Source organism: Streptomyces barkulensis (assembly GCF_002843305.1).
GTDB classification, from domain to species: domain Bacteria; phylum Actinomycetota; class Actinomycetes; order Streptomycetales; family Streptomycetaceae; genus Streptomyces; species Streptomyces barkulensis.
This window is the reverse complement of sequence record NZ_PGSG01000091.1, coordinates 101,570-119,130: the sequence shown is the minus strand read 5'-3', so window position 1 is coordinate 119,130 and position 17,561 is coordinate 101,570. Positions and strand designations below refer to the sequence as shown.

At 72.0% G+C, this 17,561-nt stretch carries 18 protein-coding genes and 1 pseudogene; 9 read left to right on the top strand and 10 right to left on the bottom strand.

What is annotated here, in order from left to right; genetic code table 11:
* The 3 genes from CUT83_RS19135 to CUT83_RS19125 form a co-directional block, all read right to left on the bottom strand.
* Positions 1-4,134: putative T7SS-secreted protein (locus tag CUT83_RS19135; protein ID WP_101257078.1), on the bottom strand; the 4,134-nt coding region annotated here is incomplete at its 3' end.
* The gene (locus tag CUT83_RS19130; RefSeq protein ID WP_101257077.1) at positions 4,134-4,814 is read right to left on the bottom strand and encodes a hypothetical protein; all 681 of its coding nucleotides are present in this window, start codon (positions 4,812-4,814) and stop codon (positions 4,134-4,136) included. The genes CUT83_RS19130 and CUT83_RS19135, both read right to left, overlap by 1 nt.
* Positions 4,811-5,173: a hypothetical protein gene (locus CUT83_RS19125; RefSeq protein ID WP_240957530.1), complete on the bottom strand. Its 363-nt coding sequence runs from the start codon at positions 5,171-5,173 to the stop codon at positions 4,811-4,813. The genes CUT83_RS19130 and CUT83_RS19125 overlap by 4 nt, the downstream gene beginning before the upstream one ends.
* A gap of 172 nt (positions 5,174-5,345) precedes the next feature.
* Here CUT83_RS19125 and CUT83_RS19120 point away from each other — a divergent pair, with 172 nt between their 5' ends.
* Entirely contained in the window at positions 5,346-5,645 is a 300-nt protein-coding gene (locus CUT83_RS19120; protein WP_143688593.1) for a hypothetical protein, read from the top strand.
* 84 nt (positions 5,646-5,729) lie between these two features.
* Positions 5,730-6,125, top strand: a complete 396-nt coding sequence (locus tag CUT83_RS19115) for a hypothetical protein (protein ID WP_240957529.1) — start codon at positions 5,730-5,732, stop codon at positions 6,123-6,125.
* Between the two features lie 85 nt (positions 6,126-6,210).
* On the opposite strand, the gene CUT83_RS19110 is transcribed toward CUT83_RS19115, so the two are convergent.
* The 5 genes from CUT83_RS19110 to CUT83_RS29685 all read right to left on the bottom strand — a co-directional run bounded on the left by CUT83_RS19110 (position 6,211) and on the right by CUT83_RS29685 (position 10,433).
* Complete coding sequence (locus tag CUT83_RS19110; protein ID WP_101257073.1) at positions 6,211-6,951, bottom strand: ABC transporter ATP-binding protein; 741 nt, start codon at positions 6,949-6,951, stop codon at positions 6,211-6,213.
* On the bottom strand, positions 6,948-7,535 hold the full coding sequence (locus CUT83_RS19105; RefSeq protein WP_101257072.1) for a hypothetical protein: 588 nt from the start codon (positions 7,533-7,535) through the stop codon (positions 6,948-6,950). The genes CUT83_RS19110 and CUT83_RS19105 overlap by 4 nt, the downstream gene beginning before the upstream one ends.
* A complete protein-coding gene (locus CUT83_RS19100) occupies positions 7,532-8,809 on the bottom strand; it encodes a hypothetical protein (RefSeq protein ID WP_143688592.1) in 1,278 nt (425 codons plus the stop codon). The genes CUT83_RS19105 and CUT83_RS19100 overlap by 4 nt, the downstream gene beginning before the upstream one ends.
* An 84-nt stretch (positions 8,810-8,893) precedes the next feature.
* Positions 8,894-9,343 (bottom strand): hypothetical protein, encoded by a 450-nt coding sequence (locus CUT83_RS19095; RefSeq protein WP_093850355.1) that lies wholly within the window; start codon positions 9,341-9,343, stop codon positions 8,894-8,896.
* A 442-nt stretch (positions 9,344-9,785) separates the two neighbouring features.
* Positions 9,786-10,433: an ATP-binding protein gene (locus CUT83_RS29685; protein WP_107490866.1), complete on the bottom strand. Its 648-nt coding sequence runs from the start codon at positions 10,431-10,433 to the stop codon at positions 9,786-9,788.
* A gap of 186 nt (positions 10,434-10,619) precedes the next feature.
* Between CUT83_RS29685 and CUT83_RS19085 the strand changes: the two genes are divergently transcribed.
* A complete protein-coding gene (locus tag CUT83_RS19085; RefSeq protein WP_101257070.1) occupies positions 10,620-10,829 on the top strand; it encodes a DUF397 domain-containing protein in 210 nt (69 codons plus the stop codon).
* 64 nt (positions 10,830-10,893) lie between these two features.
* Here the strand turns inward: CUT83_RS19085 and CUT83_RS19080 are convergent, their stop codons facing one another.
* Positions 10,894-12,072 (bottom strand): hypothetical protein, encoded by a 1,179-nt coding sequence (locus CUT83_RS19080; protein WP_101257069.1) that lies wholly within the window; start codon positions 12,070-12,072, stop codon positions 10,894-10,896.
* A 303-nt stretch (positions 12,073-12,375) separates the two neighbouring features.
* On the opposite strand from CUT83_RS19080, the gene CUT83_RS19075 reads away from it, so the two are divergent.
* The 6 genes from CUT83_RS19075 (at position 12,376) to CUT83_RS30360 (ending at position 15,853) form a co-directional block, all read left to right on the top strand.
* A complete protein-coding gene (locus CUT83_RS19075) occupies positions 12,376-12,675 on the top strand; it encodes an NIPSNAP family protein (protein WP_101257068.1) in 300 nt (99 codons plus the stop codon).
* Between the two features lie 203 nt (positions 12,676-12,878).
* Positions 12,879-13,730, top strand: coding sequence for a helix-turn-helix domain-containing protein (locus tag CUT83_RS19070; RefSeq protein ID WP_420882377.1), 852 nt, complete (start codon positions 12,879-12,881; stop codon positions 13,728-13,730).
* Positions 13,727-13,930: a DUF397 domain-containing protein gene (locus CUT83_RS19065; RefSeq protein WP_101257067.1), complete on the top strand. Its 204-nt coding sequence runs from the start codon at positions 13,727-13,729 to the stop codon at positions 13,928-13,930. Before CUT83_RS19070 ends, CUT83_RS19065 begins: the two co-directional genes overlap by 4 nt.
* An 11-nt stretch (positions 13,931-13,941) precedes the next feature.
* Complete coding sequence (locus CUT83_RS19060; RefSeq protein WP_420882376.1) at positions 13,942-14,136, top strand: DUF397 domain-containing protein; 195 nt, start codon at positions 13,942-13,944, stop codon at positions 14,134-14,136.
* A gap of 399 nt (positions 14,137-14,535) precedes the next feature.
* The gene (locus CUT83_RS19055; protein WP_101257065.1) at positions 14,536-15,258 is read left to right on the top strand and encodes a hypothetical protein; all 723 of its coding nucleotides are present in this window, start codon (positions 14,536-14,538) and stop codon (positions 15,256-15,258) included.
* On the top strand, positions 15,245-15,853 hold the full coding sequence (locus tag CUT83_RS30360; protein WP_173915109.1) for a Fic family protein: 609 nt from the start codon (positions 15,245-15,247) through the stop codon (positions 15,851-15,853). The genes CUT83_RS19055 and CUT83_RS30360 overlap by 14 nt, the downstream gene beginning before the upstream one ends.
* 81 nt (positions 15,854-15,934) lie before the next feature.
* Here the strand turns inward: CUT83_RS30360 and CUT83_RS31050 are convergent.
* Positions 15,935-17,366 (bottom strand): annotated as a pseudogene (locus CUT83_RS31050) (MbnB/TglH/ChrH family RiPP precursor modification enzyme).
* Positions 17,367-17,561: the final 195 nt, after the last annotated feature.

Genomic DNA, 17,561 nt, shown 5'->3' with positions numbered 1-17,561 from the left:
GGTGGTGCCCCACAGGGTGGTGCGGGTGTGCCAGGCGATCTCGCCCGTCTCGTCGACGAGTTCGGTGGGGGCGCCCACGAGGTCGGTGACGATGGCGAAGAACCGCCGGTCGATCTCGCTCTGGTCGGCGGGATCGAGGAGGCGTTCGGTCTGGGCCAGGGGGCGGTGGCCGTCGTGGTCCCAGGTGAGGGCGACCGGGTGCGGCAGATCGGGTGAGGTGGTGGTCTGCTCGACGAGGACCGGGCCGTCCCAGGTGAAGTCCACCTGTTCGGTGACGGTCTCCCCGTCCGCCGCCAGGCGCTGCTTGGCGATACGGCGGCCCAGCGGGTCGTAGAGGTAGCGCCAGCGGGTGCCGTCGGGGGTGGTGACGGTGGTGAGGCGGTCCTCGGCGTCCCACTCGTAGCGCCAGGTGTCGGGCTTCTTCGACAGCCGGACGCGCTGCCGCAGGACGGTGCGGCCGGCCGCGTCGTACTCGTAGCGGAAGCGCCCGGCGCGGGTGAGGCGGGTGCCGGTGTAGGTGCGCTCGCCGGTGGCGTCGGCGGCGGCGTGCCCGGCGGGCCAGGAGGCGGAGGTCTGGTTGCCGGCCGCGTCGTAGGCGTAGGTCTCGCTCCAGTCGGCCGCGGTGACGGCGGTGACGCGTCCGGCCGGGTCGAGGTCGAAGGCGCGGTGGCCGGACAGGAGGTCGTCGACGGCGGTGAGGTGGCCGTCCGGCCGGTAGTGGTACGTGCGCTGCTGGACGGTGGCCGCCTCCGGGCCGGCGGTGAGGGCCTGGCCGGTCAGGCGCCCGGCCGGGTCCCACCACTGGGCCAGGGTGAGGTGCTCGCCGATGCGGCGGGCGGTCTCGCGCCCGGCGGCGTCGTGGGTGAAGTCCAGCGTGCGGCCGGAGGTGGTCAGGGCGGTGCGGTTGCCGGCCGCGTCGTAGGCGAGGGAGGACACTGCCCCGGTGGGGGTGGTGCGGCGGGTGCGGCGGCCCAGCGCGTCGTAGGACAGCGACAGGGCCCGGCCGTTCACCAGCTCGGTCTTCACCCGCCCCAGCCGGTCGCGGTGCCAGCGCACCTCCGCGTCGGGCCCGACGGCCTCCACCGGCCGTCCGGCCGCGTCGTAGGCGAAGGTGGTGACCCTGCCCCCGGCCTCCTTGCGGACCAGGCGGCCCAGCTCGTCGTGGGCGAAGGCGATGGTCTCGCCCAGCGGGGTGGTGCGGGCGGCCAGTTGGCCGGCCGCGTCGTAGGAGTAGGCCAGGGTGCGGTCGTCGAAGTCGGTCTCGGATATCAGACGCCCGGCCGGGTCGTACTCGTACGACCAGCTCAGCCCCTGGGGGTTGGTGACGCGGGTCAGACGCAGCTCGGCGTCGTGCTCGAAGGTGTGGCGCACCCCGTCCGGGCCGGTGCGGGCGGCCAGCAGGTCGAAGTGGGTGTACTCGTAGGTGGTCACCCCGCCGGCGGCGTCGGTGTGGCGGACGCAGTTGCCCTCACCGTCGTACTCCCAGCGCTCCTCGGCCCCGTCCGGGCCGGTGCGGCGGGCGAGCCTGCCCTCGACCGTCCACTCCAGGCGGGTGACCGCGCCCAGGGGGTCGGTGATGGTGGTGGGACGGCCGAAGGCGTCGCGGGTGTAGCGGGTGACGGCTCCCATGGGGGTCCCCCCGCCGGAGGCAGGGGGAGGGTCGGTGATCTCGACCGGCAGCCCGGCCGCGTCGCAGCGCACGGACGTGACCTGGCCCAGGGCGTCGGTGACCGAGGCCAGATGGCCGTGCCCGTCGTAGGCGTAGCGGGTGGTGTGGCCGGCCGGGTCGGTGGTGGCGGTGCGCAGGCCGCGCTCGTCGTAGGTGTGCCGCCACACCGCCCCGTCCGCCTCGCGCACCTCGGCCGGCAGGCCGAGCCCGTCGCGGGTGACGGCGATCCGCCGCCCGTCCGGGCGGGTCAGGCCGGTGAGGCGCCCGTGCTCGTCGTAGGCGAAGGAGGTGGTACGGCCCAGGGGATCGGTGACGGTCAGCGGCTGCCGGTGGTCGCCGTAGGCGTAGCGGGTGGTGTGGCCGTTCGGGTCGGTGGTGGCGACCGTGCGGCAGCGGTCGTCGATCACATGGCGGGTGGCGTGCCCGGCTGCGGTGGTCAGCGTGGTGACCTTGTGGCCGGTGTCCGGGTCGATCCCGTCGTAGGCGATGCGGACCTGCATGTGGCCCTCGGTGCCGCCCTCGGCGACGCACCGGTGCAGGTTGTCGTAGACGTAGTCGTAGCGCCGGCCGTTGGAGTCGACCCAGGCGATCACCCTGGCCTCGTCGTCGTACTCGAACCGCAGCGGCCGCCCCGAGGAGTCGGCGACCTCGGTGAGGTGCCCGTCGGTGTAGCCGTAGCGCCTGACCACCTGATCGCCCAACGACAGGGCGGTGACGCGGCCGTCCTCGACGGTCAGGTGCAGGGTGTAGCCGCCGCTGTGCTCGATGCGCAGCGGCGCGCCGGTGGCCTCGTCGTAGGCGAAGAGGATCCGGTGCCCGGCCCGGTCGGTGATCTGCTCCAGCCGGGCCACACCGTCCGCCCCGCCGCCTTCGCCCCCGGGCGGCGGGGCGAAGTGCCGCACCCGTCCGGTGTCCGGCTCGGTGAGGGTGTAGCCGCCGTCAGGGGTGCGCTCCAGCGGCATCCGCGCCGAGCCGGCCGACGGCAGCGTGGGCACGCCGGGGGCCGGATGCGGGTACGCCAGCAGCCGCCCGTCCTCGGCGACGAACACCACGCCCTCGGCGTCCACCTCCAGCCGCTGGTCGACGGTGGAGGCCCACGACGGCCCGAACCACCGCCCGGCGGTGTACCCGGACTCCACGTACCGCCGGAAGACCAGCGGCATCGCGCCGGGCAGGGAGACGTCCGTCTGCGGCAGGAACATCCTCCCCGTGGCCAGGTCCACCGGGTCCGTGCCGCCGGAGTTACGCTCCTCCGGCTTGCTGCCGTGCTGCTCCGGGCCGTCGCTGTCCAGGGCGCGGCGGGCCTTGCCCGCGTCGGCTGCCGCGTCCGCGGCGTCGGCCGCGACCCGCACGCTCTTGACGCCCGCACCGGCGCCGCCGGTCAGGACGGTCAGCGCCGCGTCGAAGATCAGCCGGCCGCCGCCCTCGGCCGGGTCCTTCATGAAGCCCGCGACCATCTGCCGACCCGTGCCCACCGGGTCGTTGGCCGCCTGGAGCAGCCCGGCGACCGTGCTGTTGAGGGTGGTGGCGTACTCGCCCGGGTGCCCGAGGTTGTACGGGTCGGTGGGGTTGAGGCTGCGGGCCAGGGCGACCAGTTCGGTGCCGCTCTTGACGAACCCGCCCAGCATGTGCGAGTTCTCCAGGTGCATCCCGGCCATGCCGTACTTGAACTGCTCGCCGTACGACGGCTTGGGCGGCGCCTTCTCCCGCGCCGCCTTCACGGCCGAACGGGCCTTCTCCGCCGCCGTGTCGCGCTGCTTGCGCGCCTCGGCGAGGATCTCCTCGGCCTCCTCCGCCTTCGCCGGACCCGGATCCTTGAAGGCGGCCGGGCACACCGGCGGCGTACCCGGGTCGTCGCCCGCCTTCACCTTGGAGTTGTAGGTGTCGACGGCCTTGTTGTACGCGTCGACCTTCTTGTTATGGGCCGTCCGCGCGTCCTCGGAGGCCTTGACGGCGGCGTTGTACTTGGTGATCGCCTCCTTGGCCCGGCCCTGCGCCCACTCCACGGTGTCGGCGAAGTCCTCCAGGGCGCCCGCGGCCTTCTCGCAGGCGTCGGCGGCCTTGAACCACCGGGGAGGCTCCTCGGCCGCCTTCGTCCGGAAGGCGTCGGCGGCCTCGCCCTCGATCCCGGAGGAGTCCAGCCCCTTGATGCCCTTGCCGACGTTGTCGAAGGACTCGGCGAAGTCCTTCAGGTGACCCGCGGTCGAGCGGAGCTTGCCCGCGCTGCCGTAGACCAGCTTCTTGGGGTCCTCGGTCTGCCCGAGCTGGAGTTCTTCGGTGTCCGCGCCCATCGCGTTCGCGGTGGAGCGGGATTTGTCGCGCACCCAGTCCGCGCCGGACTCCCAGCCGGCCTTGTCCAGCTTCTCGGCGGTTTTGTCGCCCAGCCACTCGACGCCGTCGCCGAGCTTGCGCATGCCCTTCTCGAAGCCGTCCTCGATGTCGTCGGGGATGAGGTCCCAGCCCATCAGCCCTCGCCCCCGTCACCCTGCTGCTGCGCCCGCTGCTGGGCCTGCTGCTGGGCCTGCTGCTGGGCCCGCTCCTCCGGGGAGGGCCCGAACATCACGTCCCGCACCGTCTCGCGCTGGTGCTCCTCGACCCCGGCCGCGTCCATCGCCAGGTCGTTCAGGAAGCCGCCCTGGCCCTCACTGGTCACGTTCCGGCCGGTGTCCTTCCAGGTCTGCGCCATCTCCTGCTGGGCGGTGCGGAACGACTCGGCGCTGTAGTCGGGCCGGTAGTTGTCCAGCGAGATCAGCTCGTCCCACTCCCGCTGGGTGACCTCCTGCCCGGACAGGTGGGGGTTGCCGGCGAACGAGTTGGCCGCGATCTTGTAGGTGCCCTCCCAGTACTGGTCCTCGGCGTGGACCATGCCCGCCGCCAGGTCCAGCCGGGCCGCCAGCTTGTTGGCCTCCATGACCAGGGCGCGTATGCCCCACTCCCAGTCCTCGCAGAAACCCTCGAACTCCCCGGCCAGGCCCGGATGGCCGGCCTCCATGGCCGTCAGCACCATCGAGTCGAAGCCCGCGCCCTGGATGGATTCGGTCTCCGAGCTGCCCACCTGCTTCAGCTCGTCGATCGCCCCGTTGAGGCCCTTGGTGATGAGGTCCAGGGCCTCCTTGGAGAACTTCAGGTCCCCGTCGCCGCTCACCGCGCGCCCCCGTCCCGCTCCACGCCGCCGATCTCCATATCCGCGTCCACCGCCGCCGCGTCCGGCACGATGCCCCGCACCGGCGGGAACAGCATCGAGCCGTCCTCGTCGGCGGCGTTCACCGCCACCCCGGCCGGGCCGTCCATGGAGGGGACGACCACGTCCAGCAGCCGGGCCCCCAGCAGCGCCGCGTACTCCCACCCCTCACCGGGCGCGGCGCCCTTGAGCCGTGCGAAGCGGGCCATGGCCGCCTCGTCGGTGAACGTGTGGATCCAGCGGATCCCGCCGTGCACGGCCGTCAGCAGCAGGCCGTCCATCAGCGGCACCAGCACCGCCGTGCGGCGGAACTCGCCCACCATCGCGCGGGGATTCCCCCGCCCCGCACGCACCGCGGCTATCTCCCCGACGAGCTCCACCCCGTACCCCCGTTCGACTCCCACCCCGGCTGGTCGGCCAATACTGTACTTCTGCAAAGCAGTTGATCGACCGGAATACGACAGCGCCGGTGCGCCCGGAGATAAAGTTGGCCTCATGCCGCAGTTCCGGGACCAGAACCCTCGTTTCAGGGAACGTAGCGATGATCCGGACCGCTTGATCCACGCGGCGGGACTGGGTGCCGGGGTCGTCTTCGCCCTGGGGTTCCTCGCCGCTCTGGTCGGTGCGGTCTTCACGGGCGGCTTCACCGTCGGCGGCCTGCTGGTGACGACGTCGGCCTGGGTGAGCGCCGGGGCCGGCTTCATGGGATGGCGACGGCGGCAAGTCGCCTTCAGCTGGGGAGCGCTGGGCTTGCTGCCGGCCACCATGGTGCTGAGCCAAGCCGTCACCGGCTGAACCGCGTCCGCGGTGGTCGGCGGACCACGGGCCGACGCCACCCGAGACCCGTGGCGCCGAACCCGGCGCTACGCTGAGACGGTGATGAGCAAAAGGGCGGGTGGACGGTGGCTCACCGCCGCCTTGGCGGTCTCCGCGGTACTCGCCTCGGGGTGCGCGGCCCCGGTCGATCCTGACGAACTGCCCGGCGTGTACCGCGACGAGGCGACCGGCGCCGAGATCGTGCTCGGTTCCGACGGGACGTTCTCCGCCACCGATGTGTCGATGGACGGGGTCTCCGACCCCGTCGACTTCAGCGGCGAGTGGGACTTCCTCGACGACCAGGCGTCCAGCGACTTCGTCTACCTGTCGGTCGAGGACGGCGGACTCGGCAGGACCGGCGGCGTCCAGCTCTACACGAGCGGCCCGGAGAAGGTGTACTTCAACACCGATCCGGACGGGCCGCCGACCCTGGAACTCACCAAGGCGGCCGCGCGGTAGGCCCCGCGCACCGAGTCCGGCACGTGGCGGCACCGCACCCCGGCCGCGCCGCCGAGCCCTCCCGGCGGGCGGCCGGCGGCCGGCGTCAACCCGCCTCGTACTCCGTGAGCAGCGCCGTGTATGCCGCCTCGGCGGCGCGCCCCTGGGCCGTTCCGCCGGGAGCGTGGGCGAGGAACGCCCCGGTCGAACCGGTCTGGAGGACCTTGCCGCCGTACAGCACGGTCACGTGGTCGGCCTCCTCGGCGAGGTCGGCGACGTCGTGCGTGGACATCAGGATGCTGACGTCCCCCGAAAGGCTGCGCAGGAGGTCGCGGAACACGCGCCGCTGGCGGGGGTCCATGCCCGCGGTCGGTTCGTCCAGCAGCAGGACGCGGCATTCGTGAACCAGCGCCGACGCCACCCCCATGCGCCGCAGCTGGCCGCCCGAGAGGGTGGACGCCTTGTCGTCGGCGTGCTCGCGCAGATCGACCAGGGCGAGGGAATCCAGCGCGCGCTGCCAGGCGTCGGCGCGGTTCATGCCCTTCAGCCAGCCGCTGTAGGCGACCTGCTCCCGGGCGGTCAGACCGGCCATGGCGGCCACGTTCTGGGGCATCCAGGAGACGTGCCGGCGGTATGCGCGCGAGCGCGAGCCGATCCTGTCGAAGTCGATCCGGCCCGCCTGGGGCCGGCTGACCGAGGCCGCCAGTTTCAGGAGGGTGGACTTTCCCGCTCCGTTGGGGCCGAGGAGGATCGTCAGCCCTCCGGGCACCCGGTAGGAGAAGTCGTCCAGTACGGGGCGCAGCTTGCGGCCGTAACGGTACGTGCAGTCCTGGAAGGTGAGACTCACAGCGCTGTCCTTGAGGTGTATTGGTTCACGGAGACCCCGACGACGAAGGTCGCGGCGGCCAGGGCCGCGGCGTACTGGTGGGACGCCTCCAGCCCGGTGACGGCCCAGGCGTGGTAGGCGGCACCGGTCTTACGGCCGAAGAACACCACGGCGAACACCCACACCAGCGGCAGCACGATCGCCGCGCGGCCGACGAAGCCCCGGCCGAGCAGCATCAGCCCCGTGAGGAAGAGCGTGTTGCGGCCGGCCTGCAACGCCGCTCTCGAATCCAGCGACAACCACGCCGCCCCCGAGCCCACCAGGACGGCGCTCACGGCGGCCAGGGCCAGACCGGTGTCCATCCACCCGACGGGGCGCAGGCCGGTCAGCTCGGCCGAGGGCAGCCGCGCGTCCAGGCACTGGCCGATCGCACCGACGACGATCAGGGGGGTGAAGAAGGACAGCACGACGTTGTTGCCCGCGCTGACGGAGAACGACGGCAGAACGACGGCGTTGTCCCGGAAGACGAACGTCAGCAGGACGAACGCGCCGACCGCCAGGGTGAGCACGGGGTGCACGCGGCGGGCCTTCAGCCACCAGATCACGGAGCCTCCTCGCAGCCGTCCTCGAGCATCTGCCCGTACCAGGCCTTCTGCCGTGCGACCGGTTTGCGCGAGACCTCGTCCACGGTCCGCGTGATCTCGTCGTGCTGGGCGCGGGTGTAGAAGGGGTTGCCGCGTGCGACGCTCTCGAAGCTGATGGTGTGCCCCAGCTTCCTCCCCAGCCACATGTTCACCGCGATGGACGCCTCCGGCCTCGCGTCACACCCGAACTTGGGCGTCCCGTCGACGATGGTCGCCGACACGGCGTGGCTCTTCCACGCGAGCGACAGCGGGATGTAGGCGGTCGTGGGCGAGGGATCCGGTTCGAACCGGCCGTAGATGATGGAGTCCCGCACCGTCCGCGGAACGTCCTCCACCACGCCGTAGGCCTTCAGCTTCGTGTAGGTGTCCCTCACCTCGGCGGACACGGCCGCGATGTCGCCGCGGGCCTGTTCGGGCATGCAGACTTCCGGAGCCCTGCCGGAGCACACCACCGCGACCCGGCCCGCGTTGAGGGACGGATTGAAGTTCCAGTCCTCGACGATGTTGTAGGCCCCGGCCGTGGAGGCCACCACCAGCGCCGCGCCGATCCCGGCGCGCACCGCCAGGTGCCCGCGGCGGATCCAGACCAGTCCCACCGCCGCCGCCACGCCCGCCGTGGGCAGGAACTGGGCGGCCATGGACGCGAAGGTCGCGGTCTCGCCGAAGCCGAGCTGGGCGGAGTACTCGCCCATCATGTGCCGCAGCCACGGGGGATTCATCGAGTGGGGGAACGCCACGACGACGAACACCAGGCACATCAGCGCCGGCGCGGCGATGAGGGGCTTGACCCAGCGGCCGATGCTGAACCCGATCAGGGCGTGCGCGCAGCACAGCGCCATGCCCAGCAGCAGAGGGGGGAGACTGTCCCAGGTGGGCCAGGTGGGGGTCTGGACGAACGCCATCACCACAGGAGTGATGAGCATCAGCCAGCCCAGGGCGACTATGGGGGCCAGCGCGAGCGTGATGATCTGCCATGTGGGCCGGGAGGCGGCCATCTGCCACACACCGGCTTCCTTCAGCCGGGCGCCCTGCCACGCGGCGGCGGCCGAGACCACCGCGTAGCTGACCGCGTACATCAACTCGATCGGCTGCTGCACCAGCGTCGGCGCGTACGGGTAGGGCCAGAAGGCGATCTGCTCACTGGTCCCGGAGGTGTAGTACAGGACCACGAGAGCGAGGGCCAGCGGCAGGGCCGGCAACGCGCTCGACGTCCTGACAAGGGTGCGCAGTCGCACTCGTTCTCCAGAGAGTGGGGAGTGAAGGAGCCGGCGCGTGGGCACCACCCACGCACCGGCTCCGCCGAGATGTCCGGCCTTCGGTCAGTCGGCCTTCGAGGTGTCCACGTACACCTCGGAGACGAACAGCAGGCAGCACGAGCCGCCCTGACCGATCTTGTCGGCCCTGAAGTACAGCGTGTTCGTGCCGGACGGGACGTCCGTCCACTCGCCGTTGCTCCAGTAGCTGCTGCCCTTGAAGCAGTTGGAGAACGTCTTGGAGTCCAGGACCTTGTCCGGGGAGAAGCTGATGTCCACCCGCTCCGTCAGGGTGACCTTCTGGTTGGAGCTGCCCGCGTTCTGGGCGAAGCAGTCCCGGAACTGGACCTGCGAGTAGGTGCCCTGGTCCTCCCAGCGCCGGGACTCCTCGCCGTCGGTCCAACTGCTGATGTAGCTGGACCAGTTCGCGGAGGCCGAGGGCGCGTTGATCAGACCTATGGACGCCATGGCCGCGGCGACCAGTGCGGCACGGCGTATGGTGGTAGCGGAACGCATATCTGTTGCTCCTAGCCAGGTTACGGATGATGCGGTCTGGAGGCGGGCACGCCTCCCTGCCCCTCCGGGCCTTGCCGGGCCTGGAGGGGCTCTAAAGATCACGTACGTTCATCGCGCTGTCAACTCGTTTACTTTTTACGGCAGTTGACAAAGCGGCCACTGCTCACTTCCTTCGAATGGGTGCCCCGATGAGTGCCGTGCGTCGTGAAGTCGCAGGTCACAGGCCTGGTAGGTGATGTCCGGGATGTTCGTACCGGCCTTGGCCGGATGAATTCGGCAGGGATTTCCGAATTCGGGGGAATTCACGTTCCGATACCGGAAACCTATGGCTCGCGCCGGCTTTGTCAAGCAGCTCTGCCGGTCGGCGTGTTCGTGGCGGTTGGCGACTTTGCGGGGTGTTCTGTTCGACGGTACCCAGTGTGACGGTTGTCTCACGGGCCCGTCAGAGGCGGGGCGGCCGGCGGCCTGCCGCGCCTCGCGTGCCCGGCCGGTCCTCCGCCGGGCGGGTGGCGCTCGGCGCCCGCAGCGGCACCTCCGCCCAGACGGTCTTGGTGAACGCGTCCCGCACCTCGCACCCCCAGCGCCGGGCGTACACCGTGACCAGGAACAGCCCCCGCCCCGACACCTCCTCGGGCACCCCCGGTTCGGTGGCGGGGTGGCGGGGGAGGCGTTCGGGCCGGGTGTCGGTCACCTCGATCCGCATCACGGCCGGCCCGTGCGCGGCCGGTTCGGACGGGGTCGGCTCGGGCGAAGCGGGCTCATGCACGACCGGCTCGGACGGCAGGAGCAGCGTCAGCCGGAAGTCCCGGCCCGGAAGGCTGCCGTGGGTGACGGCGTTGGCCGCCAGCTCGGCCGTCACCAGGGCGACGGCGTGTGCGGCGTCGCAGCCGTGCGGCAGGCCGGTCCACTCGGCGAACTGCTGCACGGCGAGCCTGCGCGCCAGCCGCGCGCCCCGCCGCGTGCCGCTGAGGCGGGTGGTGAGCCGCGGTACGCCGGTGGCCTGTTCGGCGGCACGGTCGGTGGGGCGGTCGGCAGCGCGGTCGGTGGGGCGTGTGGCGGACCGCCCGGCGGCGGAACTCTGGTGTCGCATGCCGTAACGGTCCCGTCACACAAGGGCGTACGGCCAGGTCGGACCGCCGTACACGCCCGTGCGCGAACCCCTTGTACGGCGATCGTACGGCCGTCGCCCGTGACCTGCCCGGCACCGACGCGGTTCGCCGTAGGCCCTCAACGCCGAGGATTCGGCCGATCTCATCAAGCGGGCGGCAGGGGAGACATGAGCATCGAACGGCAGGGCGGGGACGCGCCCGGTGAACTGTCCTGGGCCAGGAGCAGCCACAGCGGCCCGAACGGCGGGGACTGCGTGGAGGTGGCCGCCGGGCCGGAGGCCGTGTACGTGCGGGACTCCAAGACGGCCGACGGGCCCGTGCTGCGGCTCGGCCGCGACGGGTGGGCCGCGTTCGTCGCGCTCGCGGCCGGGCGCTGAACCCGGTTCCGCACCGCTGCGGCCCGGACGCCGTCCGGGCCGCAGCGGTGCGAGCGGGGCGGGGTCAGGCGGCCTCCGACTCCTCCCCGGAGGGCTCGGCGGAGGGCTCGGCGGCCGCCGCCGTCCCCTCCGGCCCGTCCCCGTCGTCCAGGACGATGCGGACGGTACGGCGTCCGTCGCCGGGCCCGGCCTCGGTCAGCCGGTCGCGGATGCGGTCGTAGAGCACGGCGGCCATCGCCCAGTCCGCGTCCACCTCCTCGCTCGCCTCCTCCCGGGTCTTCCAGAGGCTGATCAGAGCGGCGATGAGGGACGGCCCGGACAGGTGCGTCCACACCAGGCCGTTTTCGGCGTCCTCCTCGACCGTGCCGGGGACGCGGAAGCGCGGGTGACGCGAGGCCTGTACGAGCAGGAACTCCCAGGTGTCGCGGTGGCAGACCAGTTCGGCGCGCGACACCCCAGCGGCGTTCAGAAGCAGTTCCGCGTGCTCGTTCAGTGGGTCGGGCGGCGTCCCCTGGCCGCCGTCCCGCCGCCCCGGCCGATGCCCGTCTCCGCCGTCTGCATGGACACCGTGGAGCCGCCGTCCGTCCGCCGCCGGGGGCGCGGCTGTGCGGTCGGTACGACCGCGGGAGTCCTCGGAGCGGTTCCGGAGGGTCTGCTCGGCGGTCTTCTTCACCGTCCTCACGCGCTCTTCCGGCGTCTCCTCGGTCTCCCCGGAGGGAGTCGCCCCGGTCGGGGCGGCCGGTACGCCGTCCCCGGTATCCGGCCGCTCGCCGTCCGGCTCCCGCTCCTGCCCCTGCCCCTGGTCCACGCACTTCTCCTGCTGTTGGTTGTCCTGTACTCCGCAGGTCTCGACCGGCGGGTCTTCCGCCGCCTGCGTCTCTTCGTCTCCGGGTTCGCCGGATTCCCCGATACTGGGGGCGACCGGGACGGACGGCGGCTGCGCCCCGGTGCGGCCGCCGGTGATCTCCAGGCGCAGGTCCTTCAGGTCGCCGAGCATCCTCTCCTGCCGCCGGCGCAGTTCCCGGTTCTCCTCCCGCAGGACCATCGTCCCGGTGGAGACGGTCTCCCGGAGCTTGTAGAGCTCCTGGTCCGATACCTGCGACTGCGGTGACGCGGACTTGTCGGCCGCCTCGGCGAGCGACGTGCGGACCGCCGCGACTCTCTCGTCGATCTCGCCGAGCTTCCTGCCGTAGGCGTCGAGCTTCTTCTCGAAGCGCTCTTTCCACTCTTGCCCGAACCCCACGCAACCCCCTTGTCGCTTTCAGTGACGAGCCGATCCTTTCCCTGGGTCCGATCGGGCGACGCAGGCGTTTTCCGGCCAAGACGGTTCCGCGCCGCCGGTGTTGGCGGAACGTGCGGCCCCACGCTGGGCGGTTGCCTCCCAGCACCCCCGAATGAGTGATGACCTGGACGTATGTGCCCCGCACCCTTCCTCCCGGTCCCGCGAAGCGGAGGGCGGAAGGCGGCGGACGATGACGCGAGTCCGCGATACCGGGCCGCCCCTGACCATGTGGGCCGCGGCCCTCGACCGGAGGAGGCGCCCGCCTTGGCGAAGACCACACAACTGCGTACGTACACCGTCCGGGACGGAATGCTGGACGAGTGGCTGGAACGGTGGCGGGAGGAGATCGTCCCGCTGCGCCTGGCACTGGGCTTCACGATCGACGGGGCCTGGGTGGACAGGGAGCGCAACCGGTTCGTCTGGCTGATCTCCTACGACGGTCCCGAGACGTTCGAGGAACGCAACGCCGTGTACTGGGCCTCGCCCCGGCGCACGGCCATGGGCCTCGACCCGGACGACTACCTCACCCGCACCGACGACCGGACGGTCGAGCGGGTCCGCTGACCGCACGCGCCGTCGGTGGCCGGGCCTGCGCCGGCCACCGACGGCCCGTACAACCGGACCTTGTACGGGTGTTGTACGGGTCCCGGACCGTGCCCCGGCCCGCGCGGGCCGCGTTGGACATGTCCCCGGCGGTGACGGACGGCGGAAGCCGCCGGGGGAGCCGACCAGCGGGACGGACTCGGGGACGAAGGGGCGTGAGGGCGGTGCGGGACACGCGGAACGGCCGTGCGGTACGGGTGAAGGAGGACAGCGGCGACCCGCCGGGGGTGTGGTCGGCGTACGGCAGACTGCTCCAGCACCTCCGCAAACAGGCCGGGTTGAGCCAGCAGAAGCTCGGGGACGCGATCGGCTACTCGCTGGAGCAGGTCGCCTCGGTCGAGCAGGGACGGCGGCCGGCGAAGGCCGCGTTCACGATCGCGGCGGATCGTGCGCTGGAGGCGCGGGGCGCCTTGGAAGTCCTCCAGGACGACGTGGAACGGGCCAAACTACCGCGCTTCTTCCGTAACACCGCGCTGCTGGAGACCGAGGCACTGAGCAGGTTCTCGTACGATCCCCTGCTGGTTCCCGGGTTGTTGCAGACCGAGTCCTACGCACAGGCGCTGCTGGAAGCCCACTTTCCTCCGCTGGACGAGGAGACCGTCGAGCAACGTGTTGCGGCCCGCCTCGCACGTCAAGCCCTGCTGACTCGCAGGAACCCCTTCACGATCTTTGTGTTCATCGTGGAGGAGGGGGCGCTCCGACGAGTTGTGGGCAGCAAAGCTGTGATGCGTGAGCAACTGGATCACTTGTTGTCATGCTGCCAGAGACGGAATGTCGAGCTTCAGATCATGCCGACCGTTCGGGGCGCCCACAGTGGGCTCAACGGCCCCATGGTGTTGCTGGAGTCCATCGACCGCAGGCGCCACGTCTATGTCGAAGCGCAAGATGTTGTGACTGTCAGGTCGGATCAGGACGAGGTCAGCGAGTTCTGGCTGCGGTATGGGATGCTGCGCACGCAGGCCCTCAACACCGAGGAGTCCTCATGCCTCATCGAGCGCATGGTAGGGGAGCTATGAGCATCGAACGCTATGCCGCCCAGCCCGCCGGACTGGCTTGGTTCAAGAGCAGCTACAGCGGAACAAGCGGTGGTGACTGCGTCGAGGTGGCCACTGACCTCGACGCCGTATACGTACGGGACTCCAAGAGCCTGGCCGACGGACCGGTGCTGCGGACCGGCCAAGACCAATGGTCCGCGTTCGTGACATTCATAAGGTAGGGAGTGGCGACGTGGATGGGCTGCACTGGTTCAAGAGCAGCCACAGCGGATCGGACGGCGGAGACTGCGTGGAGGTGGCCGCCGGGCCGGATGCCGTGTACGTGCGGGACTCCAAGGACGTCGAGCGGGCCGCGATCTGCTTCTCGGCCCGGAGTTGGGCCGCGTTCGTCGGTGACGTCGTCGGCGGCTCCGCGGTGAGCGTCTGAGCGCAAGGCCCGCCCGGGCCACCCGGGCCCGGGCCGGCCTTGCGCGTGAGCGGGCACCGTCAGCGCGTGCGGTGCCCGCACGTACGGCTCGGGGGACGCGCCCGGGTGTTCGGGTCCTGGCGCCAGGCAGCTCACCGTCGGCGGCCTCCTCGCCGTCTTTCGCCGCTCCGGTTCGACCACGTCGACTTCCTCGGCCGGTACGTCTTCTTCCGCCCCGCCGAGACCGGGCGCCGACCGCTGCGCGAACCGTCGCCCGATGACGATGAGAGCGGGCTACAGGCCCTGCACGGATGCCCGCACGGGGGTGCGGGCCGAAATTGATGGGCCGACCACATCGGACAGGAAGAGTGGCCAGCGCTGACGTACAACCGCGACACCCTGCCCTTCCCTGATAACCGTGTGCCCCCCGTCACCTACGAGGGCATTCGGAACTGGGACGAGAACGATCCGGCCCGCCACCCGTTCGCCTGGGACGAGGACGAGGAAGCCCACCTCCGCTCGCTGGTCCGCGAGTGGGTGCCACCCGTGCTCTCCGGCATGGCCGGCTCGTGGCAGGGCGAATACTGGTGCGAGAGCCAGGTGAACGCGCTCATCCGGGAGCGATACGGCACCTGGGCCTGGGGGTGGAGCTGGTGCTACCGCCACGGCGGGCCCATCGGTAACTGGGTCAGCGGGCCGAGCTCGGTGACGACCCCCGACGAGACCGCGGCGCGCGTCGTGGCCGCACTGCTGGAGTGGCGGGAGTGGCTGGAGCGGACGGCCCAGCGCTTCGCCGAACTGGCGCCGCCGCCGGACGCCTCCCCCGAGGACCGCAGTTGGCACCTGGAACGGGCCTGCGTCCGGCTGGTGACCCGCACTCTGGACTCGGGCGCGGAGGGCGGCTGGCACAACCAGGCCTCGATCGTCCTGGGCTGGTTCCTCACCAGCACCGGCATGGACCGGACCGAAGCCGCGCGAGCTGTGGAGCGCGCGATCGGCGGCAGGTTCAAGAGCTGGGTCTCCCCGGAGCGGGCGCTGATCGAGTCCGTCGGCGAGGACCTGGCCGTTGGCCTCACCGGTCACGCCCCGTACCAGGACCACCGTGAGAGGGCGGTGCTGGAGGATCTCCATGACCGCTACTGACAGCCTCTCGGTCTGGCTGCGCGTACGCCGCGAGGTCGACTGGCGAAGTGCACCAACACTGCAGCGGGTCCCGCCCGGCCGCGACGGGTTCCGGGTCTGGTGCGAGGGACCGGTGCGCCGGCGCGACCCGATTCGCGCCGAGCGCCTGCTCGCGGCGTACGCCCTGGCCCGAGAAGACGCCGCACGCCGTACCCCGCTGGATTTCGCCCTGCTTTCCGGTTGGCAGCGTGAGATCCTCGCTGCGACAGAGGCGCCGTTCCGCGTGGGCGACGCCTACGCGAAGGCCGGCCGCGAGCGCTACGGCCTGACCAGTGACACGCAGGCCGATTTCGATTCCTGCCTGCGCGAGACGACCGACCCGGACATCCCGCCGGCGGCTCGCGCGGCCCGCGCGTACCTCGATGTGGCGTTCTTCCATCCTTTCACCGATGGCAACGCCCGCGCCGCGCTGTTGACCTTGGTCCATGTTCTGGCACGGGAAGGCATCATCCTTCCCGAGGTCGGTCCTCTCCAGACCACCCGCTACGCGGACGACCCGGCCGGCGCCGCCGACCTCGCCGTTCTCATCGGGGTGCTCAACCGCCGCCGACGCTGAGGCGTCCAGGCCGAGAGCACCGACGGGCTTCCGCAACGGGGGCGGGGACTCCGGGACGGCCGCCCGCCACGTCCCCGCCCGCTACGTACCCCGGCGCAGGAGGCGGGGGAGGAGACCGGCCGGGCCCCACCCCCGAGGGGCCCGGCCGGAGCGTTCGCGGTACCAGCGGCGCAGGCGGCGGCGCTGGTACCGGGACAGGGAGGGGTCGGAGGCCAGCAGGTGCGCGACGAAGCGCATGGCGTCCGGGCGGTATCCGTCGGTCATGGGGCGGCCGCGGGCGTAGGCGGCGAAGGCCGGTCGGTAGCGGTCGCCCAGGATGCGCGGCAGCTCGGGCGCGATACCGGCGATGACCGAGGCCCGCTTGGCGACCAGCGCCCGGCGCTGGACCTCCAGCCGCGCGGGGTCGAAGCCGGCGGGCGCGGGGCCGTCGGCGACCAGTGCGCCCAGCAGGGCGGCCTGGGCGGCGGCGAGCCGATGGCGGGCCGCCTCGGTGCCGGTGCCGGTGTCCGGGTCGGGGCCAGGGCTGGTGCCGGCCCCGATGCGGTGGCCGGGGACAGGGTCGGGTCCGGTGTCCGGGTCGGTGTCGGGGCCGGTTCCAGGAGTGGTGACGGGTCCGGTGGTGGGGCGGGTGTCAGGCACGGGTGCCTCCCGCGCCCCGCGCCGCGCCCTCGAACACGCTCCGTACGGCCGCCAGCTCGGCGGTCAGCTCCTCCTCCGGAGGGAAGTCGTCGTCGCGCTCCAGCAGCACCCCCGGCGGATCGGTGCGCGCGCACAGCTCGGCCAGCAGCTCCAGCACCGGCTCCGGCACCGGGTGGGCGTGGCTGTCGTGCCACACCCCGTCGCGCTCCACACCGCCCGCCACGTGCACGTACGCCAGCGCGTCCAGCGGCAGGCCGTCCAGGACGGCCAGCGGGTCCTCGCCGCGGTTGACGCGGTTGGTGTGGAGGTTGGCGACGTCGATGAGCAGGCCGACGCCGGTGCGGTCCACCAGCTCGGTCAAAAACTCCGCCTCGCTCAGCTCCTCGCCGGGCCAGGGCAGCAGGGCCGCGATGTTCTCCAGGGCCAGCGGCACGGGCAGCGCGTCCTGGGCGATCATGACGTTCTCGCAGAGCACCTCCAGCGCGTCGCGGGTGCGCGGCACCGGCAGCAGGTGCCCGGCCTCCATCACCGGCCCCTCGGCTCCCGGCGCCCCGGCTCCCGGCGCCCCGGTCCCCGGCCCGCCGGCCCGTACGAACGCGATGTGCTCGGTGACCAGCGGCGCCCCCAGCGCCTCGGCCCGGCGCGCCAGCGCCGCCAGCCGGGCGGGGTCGGGCCGCTGCGCGCCCCCGAGCCCGAGCCCCACCCCGTGCGGCACCACGGTGGTGCCGCGCTCGCGCAGCCGTGCCAGCGCCGGCGGAAGGTGGTCGGGGCAGACGTTCTCCGCGACCACCTCCACCCAGCCGACGTCCGGCAGGGCCTCGATCGCGTCCGCGATCGCCGGCCGCCAGCCGATCCCCGTACCCAGTCGTGTCACGCCCGCCCCCCTCGACGGTTCCTCCCCGGTTCCTCCCCGTGTGGGGTTGTCATCTCCGGGCAGAGGGTTCACCAATCCCGCGCGGCGGAGTTCAGAGCTTCACCTGAGCTTTCGCCGGGGCCCCACCCCGGTCCGTTCGCGGCCGCCGCCCGTGTGTCGCGCCCGTATCGGACCGGAGAACGACGAAAATCGGAC

Excerpts from the sequence above, each read along its gene's own strand:
- CUT83_RS19095 (WP_093850355.1), bottom strand. The coding sequence starts at position 9,343 with ATGCGTTCCGCTACCACCATACGCCGTGCCGCACTGGTCGCCGCGGCC.
- CUT83_RS30360 (WP_173915109.1), top strand. The coding sequence starts at position 15,245 with ATGACCGCTACTGACAGCCTCTCGGTCTGGCTGCGCGTACGCCGCGAG.
- CUT83_RS29685 (WP_107490866.1), bottom strand. The coding sequence starts at position 10,433 with ATGCGACACCAGAGTTCCGCCGCCGGGCGGTCCGCCACACGCCCCACC.
- CUT83_RS19125 (WP_240957530.1), bottom strand. The coding sequence starts at position 5,173 with ATGGTGGGCGAGTTCCGCCGCACGGCGGTGCTGGTGCCGCTGATGGAC.
- CUT83_RS19065 (WP_101257067.1), top strand. The coding sequence starts at position 13,727 with ATGAGCATCGAACGCTATGCCGCCCAGCCCGCCGGACTGGCTTGGTTC.
- CUT83_RS19115 (WP_240957529.1), top strand. The coding sequence starts at position 5,730 with ATGAGCAAAAGGGCGGGTGGACGGTGGCTCACCGCCGCCTTGGCGGTC.
- CUT83_RS19120 (WP_143688593.1), top strand. The coding sequence starts at position 5,346 with ATGCCGCAGTTCCGGGACCAGAACCCTCGTTTCAGGGAACGTAGCGAT.
- CUT83_RS19085 (WP_101257070.1), top strand. The coding sequence starts at position 10,620 with ATGAGCATCGAACGGCAGGGCGGGGACGCGCCCGGTGAACTGTCCTGG.